The organism is Acinetobacter sp. FDAARGOS_515, assembly GCF_003938865.1.
Lineage (GTDB): Bacteria > Pseudomonadota > Gammaproteobacteria > Pseudomonadales > Moraxellaceae > Acinetobacter > Acinetobacter ursingii.
In genome coordinates this window covers 2,840,108-2,856,151 of sequence record NZ_RKIX01000003.1, presented here as the reverse complement: position 1 = coordinate 2,856,151, position 16,044 = coordinate 2,840,108, and the positions used below count along the sequence as shown (strand labels likewise).

Genomic DNA, 16,044 nt, shown 5'->3' with positions numbered 1-16,044 from the left:
CTGAGGTTGTTTGCAGATTTTCATTGTTATGATAAGTGGAGAAAGATGTATGTCTGACCCTCAAGCAAAATCTCACATCATATTGAAAATATGGTGTTTCATACTTGGGCTAGCTTTATTAATTACGGGCTTATTCTATATCATCGGCGGTGGCAAACTGATTAGCCTCGGTGGTTCATGGTACTTCCTGATCGCGGGTTTATTCACTACCGCATCAGCATTTTTTATCTTTAAGAAAAAAGCACTGGGCGTTTGGTTATTTGCGCTGGTCTTTGTTGGAACTGTGATTTGGGCGTTGATTGATGCGGGATGGGAATTCTGGCCATTACATTCGCGTTTAATGTTCCCCGCAGGTCTATTTGCTGCTTTATTACTGACTTTACCTTCTATTCGTAAATATCAGTATCAAACTTCGCTTTCTGCACCTGCTTATATTATTGGTGGTTTGACGGTTTTAGGCATGATCGGTGGTTTATACGGCATGTTTATTCCACATCCAACGGTGAAAGCATCTGGCGAAGAGTTACCACTTGTTCCTGTCGATCCAGCTAAAAAGCAGGTCAATTGGGATCATTATGGTAATGATGCAGGGGGCAGCCGTTTTGCAGCCTTAGATCAGATCAACCGAAATAATGTGTCCAAATTGAAAGAAGTTTGGCGCTTTCGCACCGGTGACTTTACTACGGGTACGGGAAATGGTGCTGAAGATCAATCGACACCGCTTCAGGTGGGCGATAAAGTATTCTTGTGTACACCACATAATAATATTTTTGCACTTGATGCCGATACAGGTAAGAAACTCTGGAAAGCTGAAGTGAATTCCAAAGCGGATGCTTGGGAGCGTTGCCGTGGTGTTGCTTATTTTGATTCTACACAACCATTGCTACAACCGACATTGGCAGGCGCCACGCCTGTTGCAACTGTAACAGCAAATACCGAATGTCCACGTCGTGTATATACCAATACGCCTGATGGTCGTTTAATTGCAGTCAATGCAGATACGGGTGAACGTTGTAAAGACTTTGGTGTTAATGGCACAGTCGATTTGCTACAAGGTTTAGGGGATGGCACGAAAGCCCCTCGTTTTGAAGTCACCTCCGCGCCGACCGTTGCGGGTTCTGTTTTGGTTATTGGTAGCCGTATTGCCGATAATGTTGCCGCAGATATGCCAGGTGGTGTTATTCGTGCATATGATGTCATTACAGGGCAATTACGTTGGGCATTTGATGCACGTAACCCAGATCCAAACTATGTATTAAAACCAGGTGAAACTTATAAACGTAGCTCTGCAAACTCTTGGGCTGCGATGTCGTATGATCCACAAATGAATACGGTGTTCTTACCAATGGGAAGCTCATCTGTAGACGTTTGGGGGGGCAATCGTACTGCACCAGATCATAAGTACAACACTTCTGTTTTAGCGCTTGATGCATCAACGGGTAAAGAGAAGTGGGTCTATCAGACAGTTCACAATGATCTTTGGGATTTTGACTTGCCAATGCAGCCAAGTCTGGTTGATTTCCCAATGAAAAATGGTACAACCAAACCTGCTGTGGTTATTGGGACTAAGTCTGGTCAATTCTATGTACTTGATCGTGTTACCGGTCAACCGCTGACCAAAGTTGAAAGTCAGCAAGTTAAAGTAGCGGATATTCCAGGTGAGCAATACAGCAAAGTGCAACCACGTTCAGTTGAAATGCCACAGATTGGTAATCAGACTCTAACTGAATCAGACATGTGGGGTGCTACACCATTTGATCAGTTGATGTGTCGTATTAGCTTTAAATCAATGCGTTACGATGGTCTATATACTGCACCGGGTACTGATATTTCATTGAGCTTTCCAGGTTCACTTGGTGGTATGAACTGGGGTTCAATTGCGTTTGATCCATCGCATCGTTATATGTTTGTCAATGACATGCGTTTAGGTCTGTGGATCCAACTGATCAAACAAACACCTGAAGATGTCAAAATTCAAGCTAGTGGTGGTGAAAAAGTGAATACCGGTATGGGTGCTGTGCCTATGGCGGGTACACCGTATAAAGTCAACAAAAACCGCTTTATGTCGGCTTTGGGTATTCCATGCCAAAAACCGCCATTTGGTACCATGACTGCAATTGACATGAAAACACGTCAAGTAGCGTGGCAAGTACCTTTGGGCACAATTCAGGATACTGGGCCAATGGGGATTAAAATGGGCTTGAAAGCGCCTATTGGTATGCCAACCATTGGTGGTCCAATGGCGACACAGGGTGGACTAGTTTTCTTCGCCGCAACCCAAGATTATTATTTACGTGCTTTTGATTCGTCAAATGGTAAAGAGCTCTGGAAAGCCCGATTACCAGTCGGTAGCCAAGGCACACCAATGAGCTATGTTTCACCTAAAACAGGAAAACAATACGTTGTAATTTCTGCGGGTGGTGCGCGTCAGTCTCCTGATCATGGTGACTACGTAGTAGCCTATGCTTTAGATAAATAAATAAAAATTTATAAAAAGGGATTCGTCAGAATCCCTTTTTTGATTAAATAATATTTCTTAGTTCATTTGCGGTATTTCTAAGTAAAGGTAATACCTGATCAATCAAATAACTTTCCTGTACCCGATTGGTTTGTGACATACAATTCAGTGCAGCAATCGCTTTGCCTTGAGCATTCAAAATGGGGACAGCAATGGCAATCACCCCCAATTCATGTTCTTCCTTAGATAAACAATAATCTGAAAGTGAAATCTGCTTGAGTGTTTTTAAAAAAACAGATTCATCAATCATCGTATAAGGGGTTAAACGTTTCAAACCATAGCGTCGAATCCATTGAATCTGATCATCGAGAGTTAAAGTCGACAATAAAACTTTACCTGTAGAGGTTGCATGTGCAGGTAAACGATTGCCTAAATGCATCCCATAAGGACTAACACGTAAATTGTCCTGCTGCGGTAAATAACTACGCGCGATAGGAACGACTTCATGATCATCCAGCACCACAATAGAAAAGGTGAGGGTAGTTTGTGCGCACAATAAGTTTAAAAATGATTGAGCCACTTTCGGAAGATGCGCAGAACTTAAATAAGAACTAGAAAAACGCAGTACACGATGAGTGAGCCAAAAATAATGCTCATCGGTTTCCAGATAGCCCAAAAACTTTAAGGTTTTAAGATAACGTCGCGCTGCGGTTCGGCTAATACCTGTGCGTTCTGCAACTTGAGTTACATTTAAGCGTTGACGATCGATTCCAAAAGCTTCAAGTAATGCCAAACCTTTGGCTAAACCTGCAATGTAATCTTCAGTTCTAATTTGTTCATTTGAATGCGGGTGATGAACTAATTCACTTTGTCTTTCCATAACAAAATTCCTAGTTTACAGCTTGGTTTTGTCCGTATAGCGGACAGTTGTCATGGTATACGGATTCTAGTTCATTTGAAATATAGAGCTTAGGTATATAAGCACGTAATTTAATAAAAGGAAATCGCAAGGATGAAGTTATGGAAATCATGAAGACTAATGTGGCTATTATTGGTTCAGGCCCAGCAGGATTATTACTCGGTCAATTACTTTATAAAGCTGGAATTGATCACATCATCATTGAACAACGTAGTGCTGAGTATGTTGCATCGCGGATTCGTGCTGGTATCTTGGAACAAGTTTCAGTCGATTTATTGAAACAGGCAGAGGTTGATCAAAATCTAAATCAAAAAGGTTTAGCGCATTCTGGCATAGAAATTTTAACCGATGGAAAAAAGCATCGTGTTGATTTATCAGCATTAACCAATGGTAAACAAGTCACAGTTTACGGTCAAACGGAAGTGACTAAAGACCTGATGCAAGCGCGCGAGCAAGCAGGTTTAACATCATTTTATGAATCAAATCATGTACAGATTTTTGATTTTTATAAAAAACCTAAAGTTAGCTTTGAGTCTCAAGGAAAAAGTTATCAAATTGAATGTGATTTTATTGCAGGTTGTGATGGCTATCATGGTGTATGTCGCGCCAGTATTCCACAAGATCAAATAAAGACATTTGAAAAAGTTTATCCATTTGGTTGGTTGGGAGTTTTGGCAGACGTACCACCAGTTGCAGATGAATTAATCTATGTACAATCTGAACGTGGATTTGCTTTGTGTAGTATGCGCTCAGAAACTCGAAGTCGCTATTATTTACAAGTTCCATTGACAGATAATGTAGAAAATTGGTCAGATGAACAGTTTTGGGACGAATTAAAAAATCGCCTTGATCCTGAAAGTCGTAAACATTTGATTACTGGACCATCAATTGAAAAAAGTATTGCACCATTAAGAAGCTTTGTAACTGAACCAATGCGCTTTGGTCAGTTATTTTTGGCGGGTGACGCTGCCCATATTGTGCCGCCAACTGGTGCCAAAGGTTTAAATTTGGCTGCTTCAGATATCGCATATTTATCCAGCGCACTTATTGAATATTATCAGAAGGGTTCTGATCAAGGCATTCTTGAATATTCTGAAAAATGTCTGAAACGTGTATGGAAAGCAGAGCGTTTTTCATGGTGGATGACACATTTGTTGCATCGCTTTGAAAATGAAAGTGAATTTGACCATAAAATAAAACAGGCAGAACTCAGCTATATTTTAAGTTCAATTGCTGGGCAAACAACACTGGCTGAAAATTATGTGGGTTTGCCATATGAAATTAAAGCTTTTGGTGATTTTAAACAAGCAAGTTAAATCAATATGATATGGGAAAGTATTCAACATACTTTCTCATTGTTTTTTTTTATATATGGAGTTAATCATGAAAAATTTTGATACAGTGCCATTTGAACTATTGAATCATGAAGTTACGTTCAGAGATCTGGCATTTGAACGACTTTTAAATAGCCTAGAGATACCAATTGATTATCCAGAACATTTAAAAAGCTCAATTATTAAAGGTGTCGTTGAACACATAGATATATCATTTAACACTAAAATGGAAATGTCATGCAGTATTGTTGTTGACGATAATTTATATTCGATTTCGGAAATTGATCTTATAGGTATAGAGGAAATAAATTAAGCTGCTAATGGTTGTGAATTATAAAAATAAAACTATTTAAAAAACAAATATTTATATTAGATAACTTCGTATAATCTTGATTATGTTAAATAGAATATCCAAGACTGTGTACAACACTGTTTGTTGCCACAGCTCAGTAATTTTGAATCTCTCAAATAAACTTTTCTTTGTCTATTTTCAATATATAGCGCGTACTACGCCCACCACCTTCGAGTTTATACAATACATCATTTTCTAAAAGCTCAACTAGATGGCGTGTTGCTGTCGCTTTACTTACACCAGTCACTTTTTGATACTGAGAAGCACTGATCCCATGAGGAAAATCATTCTCTTCGCCATGAAGTAAACGATTTAAAACTTTATTTTGGGCTTCATTGAATTCAATATGCGAATAAGAATTCCAAAATTTAGCTTTGGCAATCGTTCTATCCAGTCTCAATAAAGACCTGTCGATACTTCTCTCTAACGTATCTAAAAACCAGATTAACCACTCATTAATCGTATAGGTATTATTCTGACACTTCTCTAGAATTTCATAATAGCTACTACGATTTTCGTGGATTGCCACTGACATCGCATACAAACGAATACTCTGGTGATCCATTTGCGCTAATGCTAAATCTGTGATGACACGAGTGATACGACCATTACCATCTTCAAATGGATGTAATGTTATAAACCAAAAATGAGCAAGAGCAGCTCGTAACAACGGATCAAGCATGACATCATCTTTAGAATGATTAAACCACTCTAAGAATTCATGCATCAGTCCTAGTAAATGTTCTCCACCTTCTGGTGCTTCAAAATAAAGCTTGGTTGATGTGCCATAAAGAGAACCACCCACAACTTGCATGGGAGCCGCATTATCTCGAATCTCTCCTACTTTGATTTTCTGGGCGGCATAATCAAAGCGTTCTATATTTTGAAAAAGCCATTTATGCCATTGCAACAGGCGCTCCATAGTTAATGCCGCATTATGATTATTTACGGCATCCATCATGATATTGGCTAATCCTTCAGTTTTATTCTGAAGTGGCGCAGGATTTTCTTCTGTTACACCTAGACGACGAGCTAAAGAAGATTTGAGTGAGCGAACATTTAACTTTTCATCCTCAATTAAAGAGGATGCTACAAGGTTGGTTAGCAGTATATCTAAGGGTAATGCTTCAGCATCTGGTGATGCTTTGCTCTCACCGACCAACTGACCTATCTTCTTATGGATTAAGCGCAATTTGGCCGTGACGAGTGTGTCATCCCATTTAAATTTAGTCCAATTAGCTTTTTGCCAGACCCATTTTTTCATTAACATCCCCTATTCCATGAGCTGATTATAGCTTTTATTCGGCTCAAAATGTGAGCTATTTATTCAAATTATTCGGCTCATTCTGATGAAACATAGATTCTGGAAATCCGTCATAAGCTAAATACGTTTTAAATCGGCTCATATATTGATTTAAATAGAATAATTATTCGGCTCATGAAACAAGCTGATAATGACTGGTATTTGGCTCACCTTGTAATTTAGATTTTTATGTTAAGGTCTAATCATCTTTACAAGATTTTTGCCGCAAGTATGCAAATGTAATTTTCAGAGTTCAATGTTATATAATAAAGCGCAATACACTCTTTATTTCATTCTTATATGGCCAGTACATTTTCCGATAGTCGTCAAATTAGTGTAGTTTCAACTTTTTCTGAATTGATAAATTCAAATTTTCAAAAAAGCATGAATGCGATTTGCTGGCATCGAAACCTAATTGGTGATTTCAAAGAGATTGTTGATAAACTTGTATTAAAAGAGAATATTACAGAAATCTCGATAGAAGACCTTCTAGAGCTGAAACTCTCGGAAAATGGACATTTAGCAAGAGACATTATTTTAAAAGATATGCAATTATTAACTGATTTTGGTGCATCACCTGTACTGAATTTGCTTAAAAATTATCAGCGTGATGAAGATCTCGATTTTATTTCCACAGATGTTTATTCATATCATATTGATCGTTCACCGATCGAGACTGATACGTTTTTATGTACTTATTTTGGTCCAGCCAGTGACATTTTACCCAACGATCAAGTTGAGCAAAAAATTAAGATTCCAGCAATTAGAGAAAAACTCAAACAACTGTATCATGGTCCAGAAGATGAATTTGAAATGTTCCTAGAAGACCATTTTTTCGATCTACATTATCAGCCTAAACCTGATGCAAACCCTTTGAACTTAGGCTCAGGACATCTTTGGCGATTGGCAGTAGATCATCCCAAACAGCAAGTTTTGCCTTGCGTTCATCGTGCGCCCACTGAAAGAAAAAATGAGTATAGATTATTATTGATTTGCTAAAACAAATTCGTCATTTCAATTCAATATAACTCAATGGCATTCTATAGGACACTCTAGAAGCCATGAGTCGAACGAAGGTGTGAGTTTAGACGCGCTACTATTCCAAATTTTGTTTAATGATCTTCAATGAATCATTTAAACGGTCAATATCAGAAGGCTTTAGTCCTTTAAAACTATCTTCAAACAACACAACCGTCATTTCATTAATCTTTTTGACCATTTCTTCACCTTGTTGTGTCAATTTAACTCGAGTCACTCGGTTGTCATCGGGACACAACATGGTTTCAATCAAATTCTCTTCACGCAGACGAATTAAAATTTTGGTAGTCGTTGATATTTTTATTAACGTCATTTCCGATAAATCAGAAACACTTGCATTTGGATAAAGATAAGCCGTCAATAAAATACGACGTCTAGAATTATCTAAACCGTATTTTTTTAAAGAGTTGTCCATTTTGGCAACATACAGACCATAGACTTGTGTAATCCAGTAGTAAGGAAAATTATCTAGATTAAATTCGTCATGATTTGGAAAAAATTTGGAATACTTATTTGACATAAAAAAATGATTCATCCATACGCTATGGGATAAAAGAAAAATTCAGACAACAGCTAAAAACTATAACCATTTTAGAGTATTTATTTTTTTAAAATCAATATACTAGTGTAATAATTTTCATCATAATTACTATGTTTTTTGGCATAATTTTATAAAATTAACCATTCATTAAAACTAAGTCTATGATCTTATATACATAGTTTTCATAAGTTATCCATTTAAAAAATTATGAAATTTAGCAGTTTATTCAAGCAGCAAAGTCCATATCTAGTTCAAACCTGAACTTTTTTTAAAAAACTCCAGATCTGCTGTAGAGAGGAATCTTTGTTTAACTTATTCCTTAAAATAAAAATTTCTTGCTGAATGCTAAATTTTGTATCTGCTAAAATTTTGACTTTATTCGTTGCTAGTTCATCTTCAATCGTAATTCTAGGTAACCACGCTACGCCTGCTCCTTGCATAACAAAATCTTTTAAATTATTTGCATGATCTGTTTCATATAAAATCCGATAATTTAATTGATTTAATATCACTTGATCTACTAGATTTCTTAAATACGCATTTTTACTATATGAAAGTAATGGAAAATGTTTATTAATATCAAACTTAGCTTCGCCATTATTATGAGTAATGCAAACTGGAATAATTTCAGTTTGCCCTAACTTTAAATAATCAATAATATCAGTATTTATTTGATTGATTTTATTATGATCAATGTAACCAATAAAAAAATCACATGCTCCTTCTTTTAAAAGTTTAAAACCCTCTCCCACATTAGCAGCAATTAACTCAATTTTAAACTCTTGTAAATGCTCTGGAAATAGCTGAATAAACTTTGAAAAAAACGTTGAACTTAAAGAATGAACGACAGCAAAACGAACCGTAATTTCTTTTGATCTATTTAAATTATTTAATAAAGCCAATGTTGCCTGTAATTGATTTTCTATACTTTTAGCGGTCGCAAGTAAAATCTGTCCTGCATCGGTAAACTCAAGATGCCGACTGTCTCTATCTAAAATTGGAAAGCCTAATGCCTGCTCAAGATGTTGAATTCGTCTGGTAAATGCAGATTGGCTAACAAATCTTCGTTCTGCGGCTTTAGAAATTGATCGTTCTTGTTCAAGGGTTAAAAGATCTTCAATCCAGCGAATTTCAAGGCTCATGTGTATGGTCTAAGCGTAAGATCATCAAATTATAATCACAGTATGCAAATTTTGCATAGCAAATTTAATCTATGCATTAGAAATTATTTCTTACCAATTTTATGATGAATTATCTTCCTCAGACAGATAAAAAAATGAACGCCGAAATTTTAACACGTACAGAAAAAGATCTTTTAGGTTTTCGTGAAGTACCCAATCAATTTTATTTTGGAATTCAAACTTTAAGAGCCATAGAAAACTTCAACTTAAGTTCAAATAAAATAGAACAATTTCCGAATATAATTAAATCTTTAGCTATGGTTAAACTGGCATGTGCGCAAGCAAATAACCAGTTGGGTAAACTTGATAATATCAAACTTGAAGCGATTAAATATGCTTCTGAACAACTTGTAAATGGTTCATTTCATGAACAGTTTCCCATTGATATGATTCAAGGTGGTGCTGGAACCTCGACCAATATGAATGCAAATGAAGTGATTGCTAATATTGGACTTGAATATCTCAATCATAAAAAAGGCGAATATCAATATTTACATCCAAATAATGATGTGAATATGTCACAATCCACCAATGATGTATACCCTACTGCAATTCGCTTAGGTTTGTTATTTAGTTTAGATGATCTAAATAAACCATTTGAAGACATCATTGCAAGTTTGCGCGCCAAAGGTCAGGAGTTTTCTCATATTTTGAAAATGGGACGTACTCAACTTCAAGATGCGGTACCGATGACACTTGGTCAGGAACTCCATGCTTTTGCTGCGACACTTGAAAAAGATTTAGCTCAAATCAATAGCATTGCGCCAAACACGTTGAATTATATGAATTTGGGTGGCACAGCAATTGGTACAGGGATTAATACTGAGTATCGTTATACGCAACTTGCGATTCAGGCTTTGTCTGAAATTAGCCAAAAAAATATTCAGTCTGCACCAGATTTGATTGAAGCCACTTCAGATATGGGCGATTTTGTCCTTTTATCAGGTTTGCTAAAACGTACAGCAACGAAATTATCAAAAATTGCCAATGATCTGCGCTTATTGTCCAGCGGTCCGCGTACAGGAATTAATGAAATTAATCTTGAAGCGCGTCAGCCAGGTAGTTCAATTATGCCAGGTAAAGTTAATCCAGTGATTCCTGAGGCATTAAATCTGGTTTGTTTTCAGATTATTGCAAATGATCTAGCGGTTACTTTGGCAGCCGAAGCAGGTCAACTTCAATTGAATGCAATGGAACCATTGATTGCATTTAAATTATTTGAATCCATTGAGTTGTTATCTCGTGCTTTGGTAATGTTTAGAACCAAATGCATTGATACGGTGACTGCCAATGCCGAGCATTGTAAAGCTCAAGTAGAAAACTCGATTGGTATCGTCACTGCATTGAATCCATATTTAGGTTATGAAACAACGACTCGTATTGCCAAAACTGCAAATGAATCAGGTTTAAGCGTTCTCAGTTTAATTCGCGAAGAACAGCTTTTATCGGATGAAGTGATTGCTGAGATTTTAGCGATTGATAATATGGTCAAACCTAAAAACGCAGCTTAAGCATTTAATCAATAAAGGCGCTTTAAAGCGCCTTTATTTTTGAATATAAATATGATTTACCAATCTACTTTTGCACTTAAAACAAACGTAATTGGTTCTCCTGCACCAGAGTTCATCCAGTATTTTTTATTAAGTAAATTATTAATATCAGCTCTAAAAGTCACAGGCTTATTTGAAATACGCGTCTGATAACCACTGCCAATATTAACTAAGGTGTAATCATCAAATTTAATGGTATTTTCATCGTTGTACCATGTATCACCATAATGACGTACATCACCATGTACACTTAAACCTTCTATATAAGGTATATTCCAGTCAGCTTGAACCACTGCTTGGATTTTGGATGCACCAGATGGACGATTCCCTTTATATTCAATATTTGCTTCACTGACTTTTTCAATACTTGGATCGTTTAAATTGATCCCTGCATTTATAGTTAAATCTGGGGTAATTTTATATCCCCCCATCAATTCAAAACCTTGATAGACGGTTTCACCATTTTGAGTGAGATATAGCTGACCATTTATCATCTCATCGATTGTCGCCATACGTTCTAACCGGTATAAAGCAGCTGATGCATGCCATCGATCTTGTTGATATTTGGTTCCAATTTCATACTGTTTACTAATGGTTGGATCTAAATATTGACCTTCATTTGCATATTGCTGACCAGAACCACTTGTGACTTTTTGACCTTCTTCCAATGCTTCTGAATAACTTGCATAAAATGACCAATCTTCAATTGGTTTATAAATTAAAGCATAAGTTGGTGTAACCACTTCTTTTTGATAAGTATTTGCTTGATTATTGTAATTGATATAACGTCCCGCAATGATTGCCTGCCAATGGTCATTAAGACTTAACGTATCACTTGCAAAGACTTGTTTTTGATAAATATTTCCAGAATCTGTTTGAGTAAAGTCCATCGGTTTATCATAGTAAGTGGTTTGGGGTTGATAAATATTGCCTGTAGCAACATTCGCGTCCCAGTTATAGTTTCCATCACGCATTTCTTTTTTTTCAAAAGATCCACCAAAAACTAAATCATGTTTGATAAAACCTGTGTTAAATAAACCATTTATCATTAATTGACTGGTATCACGAACGCTTTCCCCGCCTAATTGATACATGTTTATTGAATAATCCCCTTGTTCATTCAAAATATAGGCAAAAGTTTTATTCACAAAATTACGATTTCTAGTTCTCGCCTGAGTGATTTCGGCTTTCCAGTCATCATTAATTTGCCAATACAATCCTGTCTGTGCAAGTGCAGAATGAATCGTATAAAAAGCACCTTTTACTATATGTTTATCACTACCATCAATAGGTTTTGGAAGTTTATTACCTTCAAATCCCCACCATGAAAACATTGAAGCTTCATTATCTAAATGTCGATCTTGATAAAGAATCTCCCCTTTCCACACTAAATTTGGCAAAATACGATAATCAAGTGCTAATGCTGTTTGAACCGTACCGGGTTTGTCGGAGACTTTTTTATTTAAGTTAGGCCACCTGACCTAACGGATTAATCTTATCATAGTACATTGCTTCAAACTCAAAAGGCGATACATAACCCAGTGCACTGTGTACACGCTTTTTGTTGAACCAATCTACCCAATTTAATGTCGCAAGTTGTACATCCGCTAAACCTTGCCAATCTGCTTTTAAATATTCAATCACCTCTGTTTTGTATAAGCCATTCACCGTTTCAGCCAAAGCATTATCGTATGAATCACCTGTCGTACCGACTGATGCTCGTAAATTTGCTGCTTCTAAACGATTGGTATAGCGAATAGAAAGATATTGAACACCTCTATCGGAATGATGAATTACATTCTTTGGCATGCCTCGATCGTGCAATGCTTGCTCCAATGCATCGAGCACCATATCTGTATTCATCCGTGTAGATACTTTCCATCCAACAATTGCTCGCGAGAACACATCAATAATAAATGCAGTGTAGACCCAGCCAGAATTGGTTTGAATATACGTAAAGTCACTGACCCATAATTGGTCAGGTCGATCAGCACTAAAATTCCGTTTCACTAAATCATCTGCTCGTTTTTGATCATCTCGGCTGCGGGTAGTTTGTTTGTTCTTACCACGCCAAACACCTTGTATATCTAGCTTCTGCATCAATCGAGCAACTGTACAACGTGCAATAACATAGCCTTCACGTTTCAATTTTTGCCAGACTTTACGTACACCATATCGACCTGAACTTTCTTTCCAAATACGTTTGATTTGTTCTGCATGATGTAAATCATGCTGAGCACGTTTCGCTCGATGTTCTGGGTTATCAACGAGATCTAAAGCCCGATAATAGGTCGAAGCTGCAATCGGTAAAATTCTACAAATCGCTTCAACACCATATCGATCTTTATTGTTATGGATAAAATCCACCATTATTTGTGTGGGCGGTCGAGCTCCGCCTGGGCGAAAAAAGCGGCTGCTTTACGTAGAATTTCATTGGCACGTTTTAATTCTTTAATTTCACGTTCCATTTGCTTCATTTTTTCTTGGTCAGATATCTGTTGTACTTTGGCAGGATTTAGTTGATCCATATGCTTTAAATACCAAACACGCAATGTTTCAGGAGTACAACCAATCTTAGGTGCAATAGCTGTGATTGCTGCCCAAGTAGAAGGATAATCTTTTTCAGATTCAATTAGTAATTGAACCGCTCTTTCTCTAATTTCGGGGGTATAGTTTGGTTTTTTCATCGGAATAGTCTCTCAGAATATTGACCCTCCGACAAACCCGGTACGGTTCAGTTGCTAAATTGTCAGCATCTGAACCATTATAAGTCTCACCTTTTTCCTTAACGATATTGAACCGATAGCCAAATTGTTTATCCTCTCCGACTCGGCCGCCTGCATCCAAACTTGCAGATAAGATACCAGCGCTTCGATAACCTATTTTTGTACTTAGAAGGTTTTCTTCAGTAGGTTGTTTGGTTTGATAATTGATAATCCCACCAGGTGTTGCAAAACCATACATTAAGCCTGATAAACCCTTTAAAGCCATTACATTCTGTGCAAGCTCAACAGGAAATTCTCCCCCCCATGCACTGACTGAATAACCATTCACTTTATAACCATTCGTTTCATCGAGCTTTAAGCCACGAATCGAAACTGGTGTACTCCATCCACTGCTATATGAATTAACTTCTGTGACAATACTTGGATCACCGACAAAAATTTTACCTAAAGAGTTTGTCTGTCTGGTTTCAATTTCTTCAGCAGTTTTTGTGGTAATTGAATATGGCGTATCAATTACGCTTTTATTCCCTAAAACACCCACAGTATTGACCCGTTTTAAGGGCTCATCTTGATTGTCAGCTTCAAGGGTAATCGTCGGAAGCACAGAATCCGAAGATGCTAAACCTGATCGCCCACTCTGATTGGCTTTCGATTGAAGTGGTGTTAATTTAACCACTTCTTCTTTTTTATTATTTTTATTTTTTTCTTCTACGCGATAACCACTGGAAGTTTGTTTAATTTGATAATTAGTATTTTTTAATAATTCTGTAAAACCATCATGAGTTTCATACGAGCCCTGTATTCCCTGACTTCTAACTCCTGAAAACAAGCGACTGTCAAAAACAATATTAACACCCTGCTCTAAGGCATAACGATTCAGCACTTGTGCCAGATTCCCCGCTGGAATGTTGACTTGCGTAGGCGCTGCATGAGTAATCACTGGTAAAGCAGCAATAGAGAGAGTTGCCATATGAATCGCTAAAACTAAAGGTTTTGGATTGAGAAATGGACGACGAATAGACCCCATTTTAATTTCCTTACATCATTTATATTTGCCTATTAACTAAGACGTTTTAGAAATCAAAACAGGAAGTTTTTTTATAGATTTTTAATCTTTTTGAATAACAGTCAATAAATCGCCGACGGAATAAGTACTTAGGTGGAGTTGGTCTTTTAATAATTGCATGGCTGAGTCAGGATCATCCAATGGCAATACGGCATTAACACGGTATTGACTCAATGTCTTGTAGTTATAAATAAATTTACTGGACTGATAGCTTTCAAGTATGTCCAAGACTTGATCCAGTGCCATATCATCGACAACCATTTTTTTATTAAGCCATGACTTTTGTAAAATATCTGGATTCACGCTCTCTATATGCACCTGATTTCCAGAAAAATTAAAGCTTTGACCTGTTTCAAGCATAATGGGTTCAAAACGATGATGCACAGAATAAATTTTGGTTTTCGATTCAATCATACTGACACGAACCTGATCATGATCGTAATTGACAATAAATTGAGTCCCTAATGCTTGTACTTGGATATCTCCTAAATCAACTACAAAAGGTCTACTACGATCTTTGGCGACATGAACCAAAATATTTCCTTTAAATAAATGTATTTTTCTCTGATCCAAATTGTATTGTAGATTGTACGCTGTTTGACCCGCCATCTGAATGGAGCTTTGATCAGATAAAATATTCTGTTGCCATTGTTGCGCTTCCGTTGAATGATCTGCGTTCCAACGTTGATAAGGTAACTGAGAAACCACCCAAGCCGTAATCACCGCAATGATTAAACTGCTCCCCCATAATAGAGGTGCTGTTTTTTTCTTGGTCGACGTTTTTCTTAAAATATTATTCTGAACCACTGGATGTTGTGATCGTAGATTTTGAGCTTTAAGTACATCTACTTGATTTAAAAATTGTTGTAATTCTTCAAAAGTTTTTAAATGCTCAGGACTTTGCTGTTTCCAATATTCGAGTTGACTCAAATCATCCTGAGAATAGTCACCAGAACTTAATGTAATTAACCATTCTGCTGCTTCGTTTACAATTTGTTGGTCAGGTTTTGACATGAACATTCGTCTTATTATAAGAATATATTTATAAATCTGATTTTAACACAGCATAACAATGACTTAAGGTTTTAACCAGATCATGATGAATGGTTTTACTGGTCACGTTTAATTGTTTGGCAATCTCGACCAGACTCAAATCATCAATGTAATGCATTAGAAACGCAAGCTGCTGTCGTTCAGGTAAACCATCCAGAACCTGTGCAAGTTTATTGAGTATATCTATCGCAAGTACCGTTTGTTCTGGACTAATATCATAACTGAGGTTTTGCTGAGTCAAATATTCAAGATAAGCTTGCTCTATTTTTTGATGTCTTGCCCGATCAATTAAAATCCGTTTCGCCGTCGTGGTTAAATAAGCTTTAGGCTGCTGAATGTCGAGCAATCCCTGACTACGAATCAGTTTGGTAAATGTATCTTGTAAAACATCTTCGGCATTTTCAGCCGAGCCTAATTTTTTATACAACCAACCATATAACCAGCTATAGTGAACTTTATATAGCTCTGCTATGTAATGCGTGATGATTTGTTGATTTGCCGTCATGAGAGTAACGTCACACCG

Annotated in this window: 14 protein-coding genes and 1 other annotated feature; of the genes, 5 read left to right on the top strand and 9 right to left on the bottom strand. The window is 36.8% G+C overall.

The window, feature by feature from the left end; translation table 11 throughout:
* Positions 1–49 precede the first annotated feature (49 nt).
* The gene (locus tag EGS47_RS15310; protein WP_125269765.1) at positions 50–2,479 is read left to right on the top strand and encodes a glucose/quinate/shikimate family membrane-bound PQQ-dependent dehydrogenase; all 2,430 of its coding nucleotides are present in this window, start codon (positions 50–52) and stop codon (positions 2,477–2,479) included.
* Between the two features lie 43 nt (positions 2,480–2,522).
* Here the strand turns inward: EGS47_RS15310 and pobR are convergent, their stop codons facing one another.
* On the bottom strand, positions 2,523–3,338 hold the full coding sequence (pobR, locus tag EGS47_RS15305; protein ID WP_119687006.1) for an IclR family transcriptional regulator PobR: 816 nt from the start codon (positions 3,336–3,338) through the stop codon (positions 2,523–2,525).
* A 140-nt stretch (positions 3,339–3,478) separates the two neighbouring features.
* Between pobR and pobA the strand changes: the two genes are divergently transcribed.
* Together pobA and EGS47_RS15295 are read left to right on the top strand one after the other, a co-directional pair.
* On the top strand, positions 3,479–4,693 hold the full coding sequence (pobA, locus tag EGS47_RS15300; RefSeq protein WP_119687007.1) for a 4-hydroxybenzoate 3-monooxygenase: 1,215 nt from the start codon (positions 3,479–3,481) through the stop codon (positions 4,691–4,693).
* A 67-nt stretch (positions 4,694–4,760) separates the two neighbouring features.
* On the top strand, positions 4,761–5,024 hold the full coding sequence (locus EGS47_RS15295) for a hypothetical protein (RefSeq protein ID WP_049174178.1): 264 nt from the start codon (positions 4,761–4,763) through the stop codon (positions 5,022–5,024).
* A gap of 151 nt (positions 5,025–5,175) precedes the next feature.
* Here EGS47_RS15295 and EGS47_RS15290 read toward each other — a convergent pair whose 3' ends face one another.
* Positions 5,176–6,327, bottom strand: coding sequence for a Fic family protein (locus tag EGS47_RS15290; protein WP_119687018.1), 1,152 nt, complete (start codon positions 6,325–6,327; stop codon positions 5,176–5,178).
* 339 nt (positions 6,328–6,666) lie between these two features.
* Here EGS47_RS15290 and EGS47_RS15285 point away from each other — a divergent pair, with 339 nt between their 5' ends.
* A complete protein-coding gene (locus EGS47_RS15285) occupies positions 6,667–7,365 on the top strand; it encodes a hypothetical protein (RefSeq protein ID WP_005004385.1) in 699 nt (232 codons plus the stop codon).
* A gap of 97 nt (positions 7,366–7,462) precedes the next feature.
* Here the strand turns inward: EGS47_RS15285 and EGS47_RS15280 are convergent, their stop codons facing one another.
* Positions 7,463–7,924: a MarR family winged helix-turn-helix transcriptional regulator gene (locus tag EGS47_RS15280; protein ID WP_035272105.1), complete on the bottom strand. Its 462-nt coding sequence runs from the start codon at positions 7,922–7,924 to the stop codon at positions 7,463–7,465.
* 272 nt (positions 7,925–8,196) lie between these two features.
* Positions 8,197–9,087, bottom strand: coding sequence for a LysR substrate-binding domain-containing protein (locus EGS47_RS15275; protein ID WP_005004390.1), 891 nt, complete (start codon positions 9,085–9,087; stop codon positions 8,197–8,199).
* Between the two features lie 134 nt (positions 9,088–9,221).
* Here EGS47_RS15275 and EGS47_RS15270 point away from each other — a divergent pair, with 134 nt between their 5' ends.
* Positions 9,222–10,637, top strand: a complete 1,416-nt coding sequence (locus EGS47_RS15270; RefSeq protein ID WP_171064975.1) for an aspartate ammonia-lyase — start codon at positions 9,222–9,224, stop codon at positions 10,635–10,637.
* A 56-nt stretch (positions 10,638–10,693) separates the two neighbouring features.
* Here EGS47_RS15270 and EGS47_RS15265 read toward each other — a convergent pair whose 3' ends face one another.
* From EGS47_RS15265 to EGS47_RS15245, 5 genes are all read right to left on the bottom strand, one after another.
* Positions 10,694–12,076, bottom strand: coding sequence for a TonB-dependent siderophore receptor (locus tag EGS47_RS15265; RefSeq protein ID WP_228711819.1), 1,383 nt, complete (start codon positions 12,074–12,076; stop codon positions 10,694–10,696).
* A gap of 67 nt (positions 12,077–12,143) precedes the next feature.
* Positions 12,144–13,363 (bottom strand): IS3 family transposase gene (locus tag EGS47_RS15260; protein ID WP_125269079.1). Its coding sequence is split into 2 segments (ribosomal slippage): positions 12,144–13,087 and positions 13,087–13,363, totalling 1,221 coding nucleotides; the frame shifts between segments, so codons are not numbered across the junction.
* Positions 12,972–13,088, bottom strand: a sequence feature (AL1L pseudoknot). It overlaps the preceding gene by 117 nt.
* The gene (locus EGS47_RS15255) at positions 13,332–14,429 is read right to left on the bottom strand and encodes a TonB-dependent receptor (protein ID WP_228711818.1); all 1,098 of its coding nucleotides are present in this window, start codon (positions 14,427–14,429) and stop codon (positions 13,332–13,334) included. Before EGS47_RS15255 ends, EGS47_RS15260 begins: the two co-directional genes overlap by 32 nt.
* 81 nt (positions 14,430–14,510) lie before the next feature.
* Entirely contained in the window at positions 14,511–15,482 is a 972-nt protein-coding gene (locus tag EGS47_RS15250) for a FecR family protein (RefSeq protein WP_005004400.1), read from the bottom strand.
* Positions 15,483–15,510: 28 nt separating this feature from the next.
* Positions 15,511–16,026 (bottom strand): RNA polymerase sigma factor, encoded by a 516-nt coding sequence (locus EGS47_RS15245; protein ID WP_005004401.1) that lies wholly within the window; start codon positions 16,024–16,026, stop codon positions 15,511–15,513.
* Positions 16,027–16,044: the final 18 nt, after the last annotated feature.

Excerpts from the sequence above, each read along its gene's own strand:
- EGS47_RS15310 (WP_125269765.1), top strand. The coding sequence starts at position 50 with ATGTCTGACCCTCAAGCAAAATCTCACATCATATTGAAAATATGGTGT.
- pobR (WP_119687006.1), bottom strand. The coding sequence starts at position 3,338 with ATGGAAAGACAAAGTGAATTAGTTCATCACCCGCATTCAAATGAACAA.
- pobA (WP_119687007.1), top strand. The coding sequence starts at position 3,479 with ATGGAAATCATGAAGACTAATGTGGCTATTATTGGTTCAGGCCCAGCA.
- EGS47_RS15295 (WP_049174178.1), top strand. The coding sequence starts at position 4,761 with ATGAAAAATTTTGATACAGTGCCATTTGAACTATTGAATCATGAAGTT.
- EGS47_RS15290 (WP_119687018.1), bottom strand. The coding sequence starts at position 6,327 with ATGAAAAAATGGGTCTGGCAAAAAGCTAATTGGACTAAATTTAAATGG.
- EGS47_RS15285 (WP_005004385.1), top strand. The coding sequence starts at position 6,667 with ATGGCCAGTACATTTTCCGATAGTCGTCAAATTAGTGTAGTTTCAACT.
- EGS47_RS15280 (WP_035272105.1), bottom strand. The coding sequence starts at position 7,924 with ATGTCAAATAAGTATTCCAAATTTTTTCCAAATCATGACGAATTTAAT.
- EGS47_RS15275 (WP_005004390.1), bottom strand. The coding sequence starts at position 9,087 with ATGAGCCTTGAAATTCGCTGGATTGAAGATCTTTTAACCCTTGAACAA.
- EGS47_RS15270 (WP_171064975.1), top strand. The coding sequence starts at position 9,222 with ATGAACGCCGAAATTTTAACACGTACAGAAAAAGATCTTTTAGGTTTT.
- EGS47_RS15255 (WP_228711818.1), bottom strand. The coding sequence starts at position 14,429 with ATGGGGTCTATTCGTCGTCCATTTCTCAATCCAAAACCTTTAGTTTTA.
- EGS47_RS15250 (WP_005004400.1), bottom strand. The coding sequence starts at position 15,482 with ATGTCAAAACCTGACCAACAAATTGTAAACGAAGCAGCAGAATGGTTA.
- EGS47_RS15245 (WP_005004401.1), bottom strand. The coding sequence starts at position 16,026 with ATGACGGCAAATCAACAAATCATCACGCATTACATAGCAGAGCTATAT.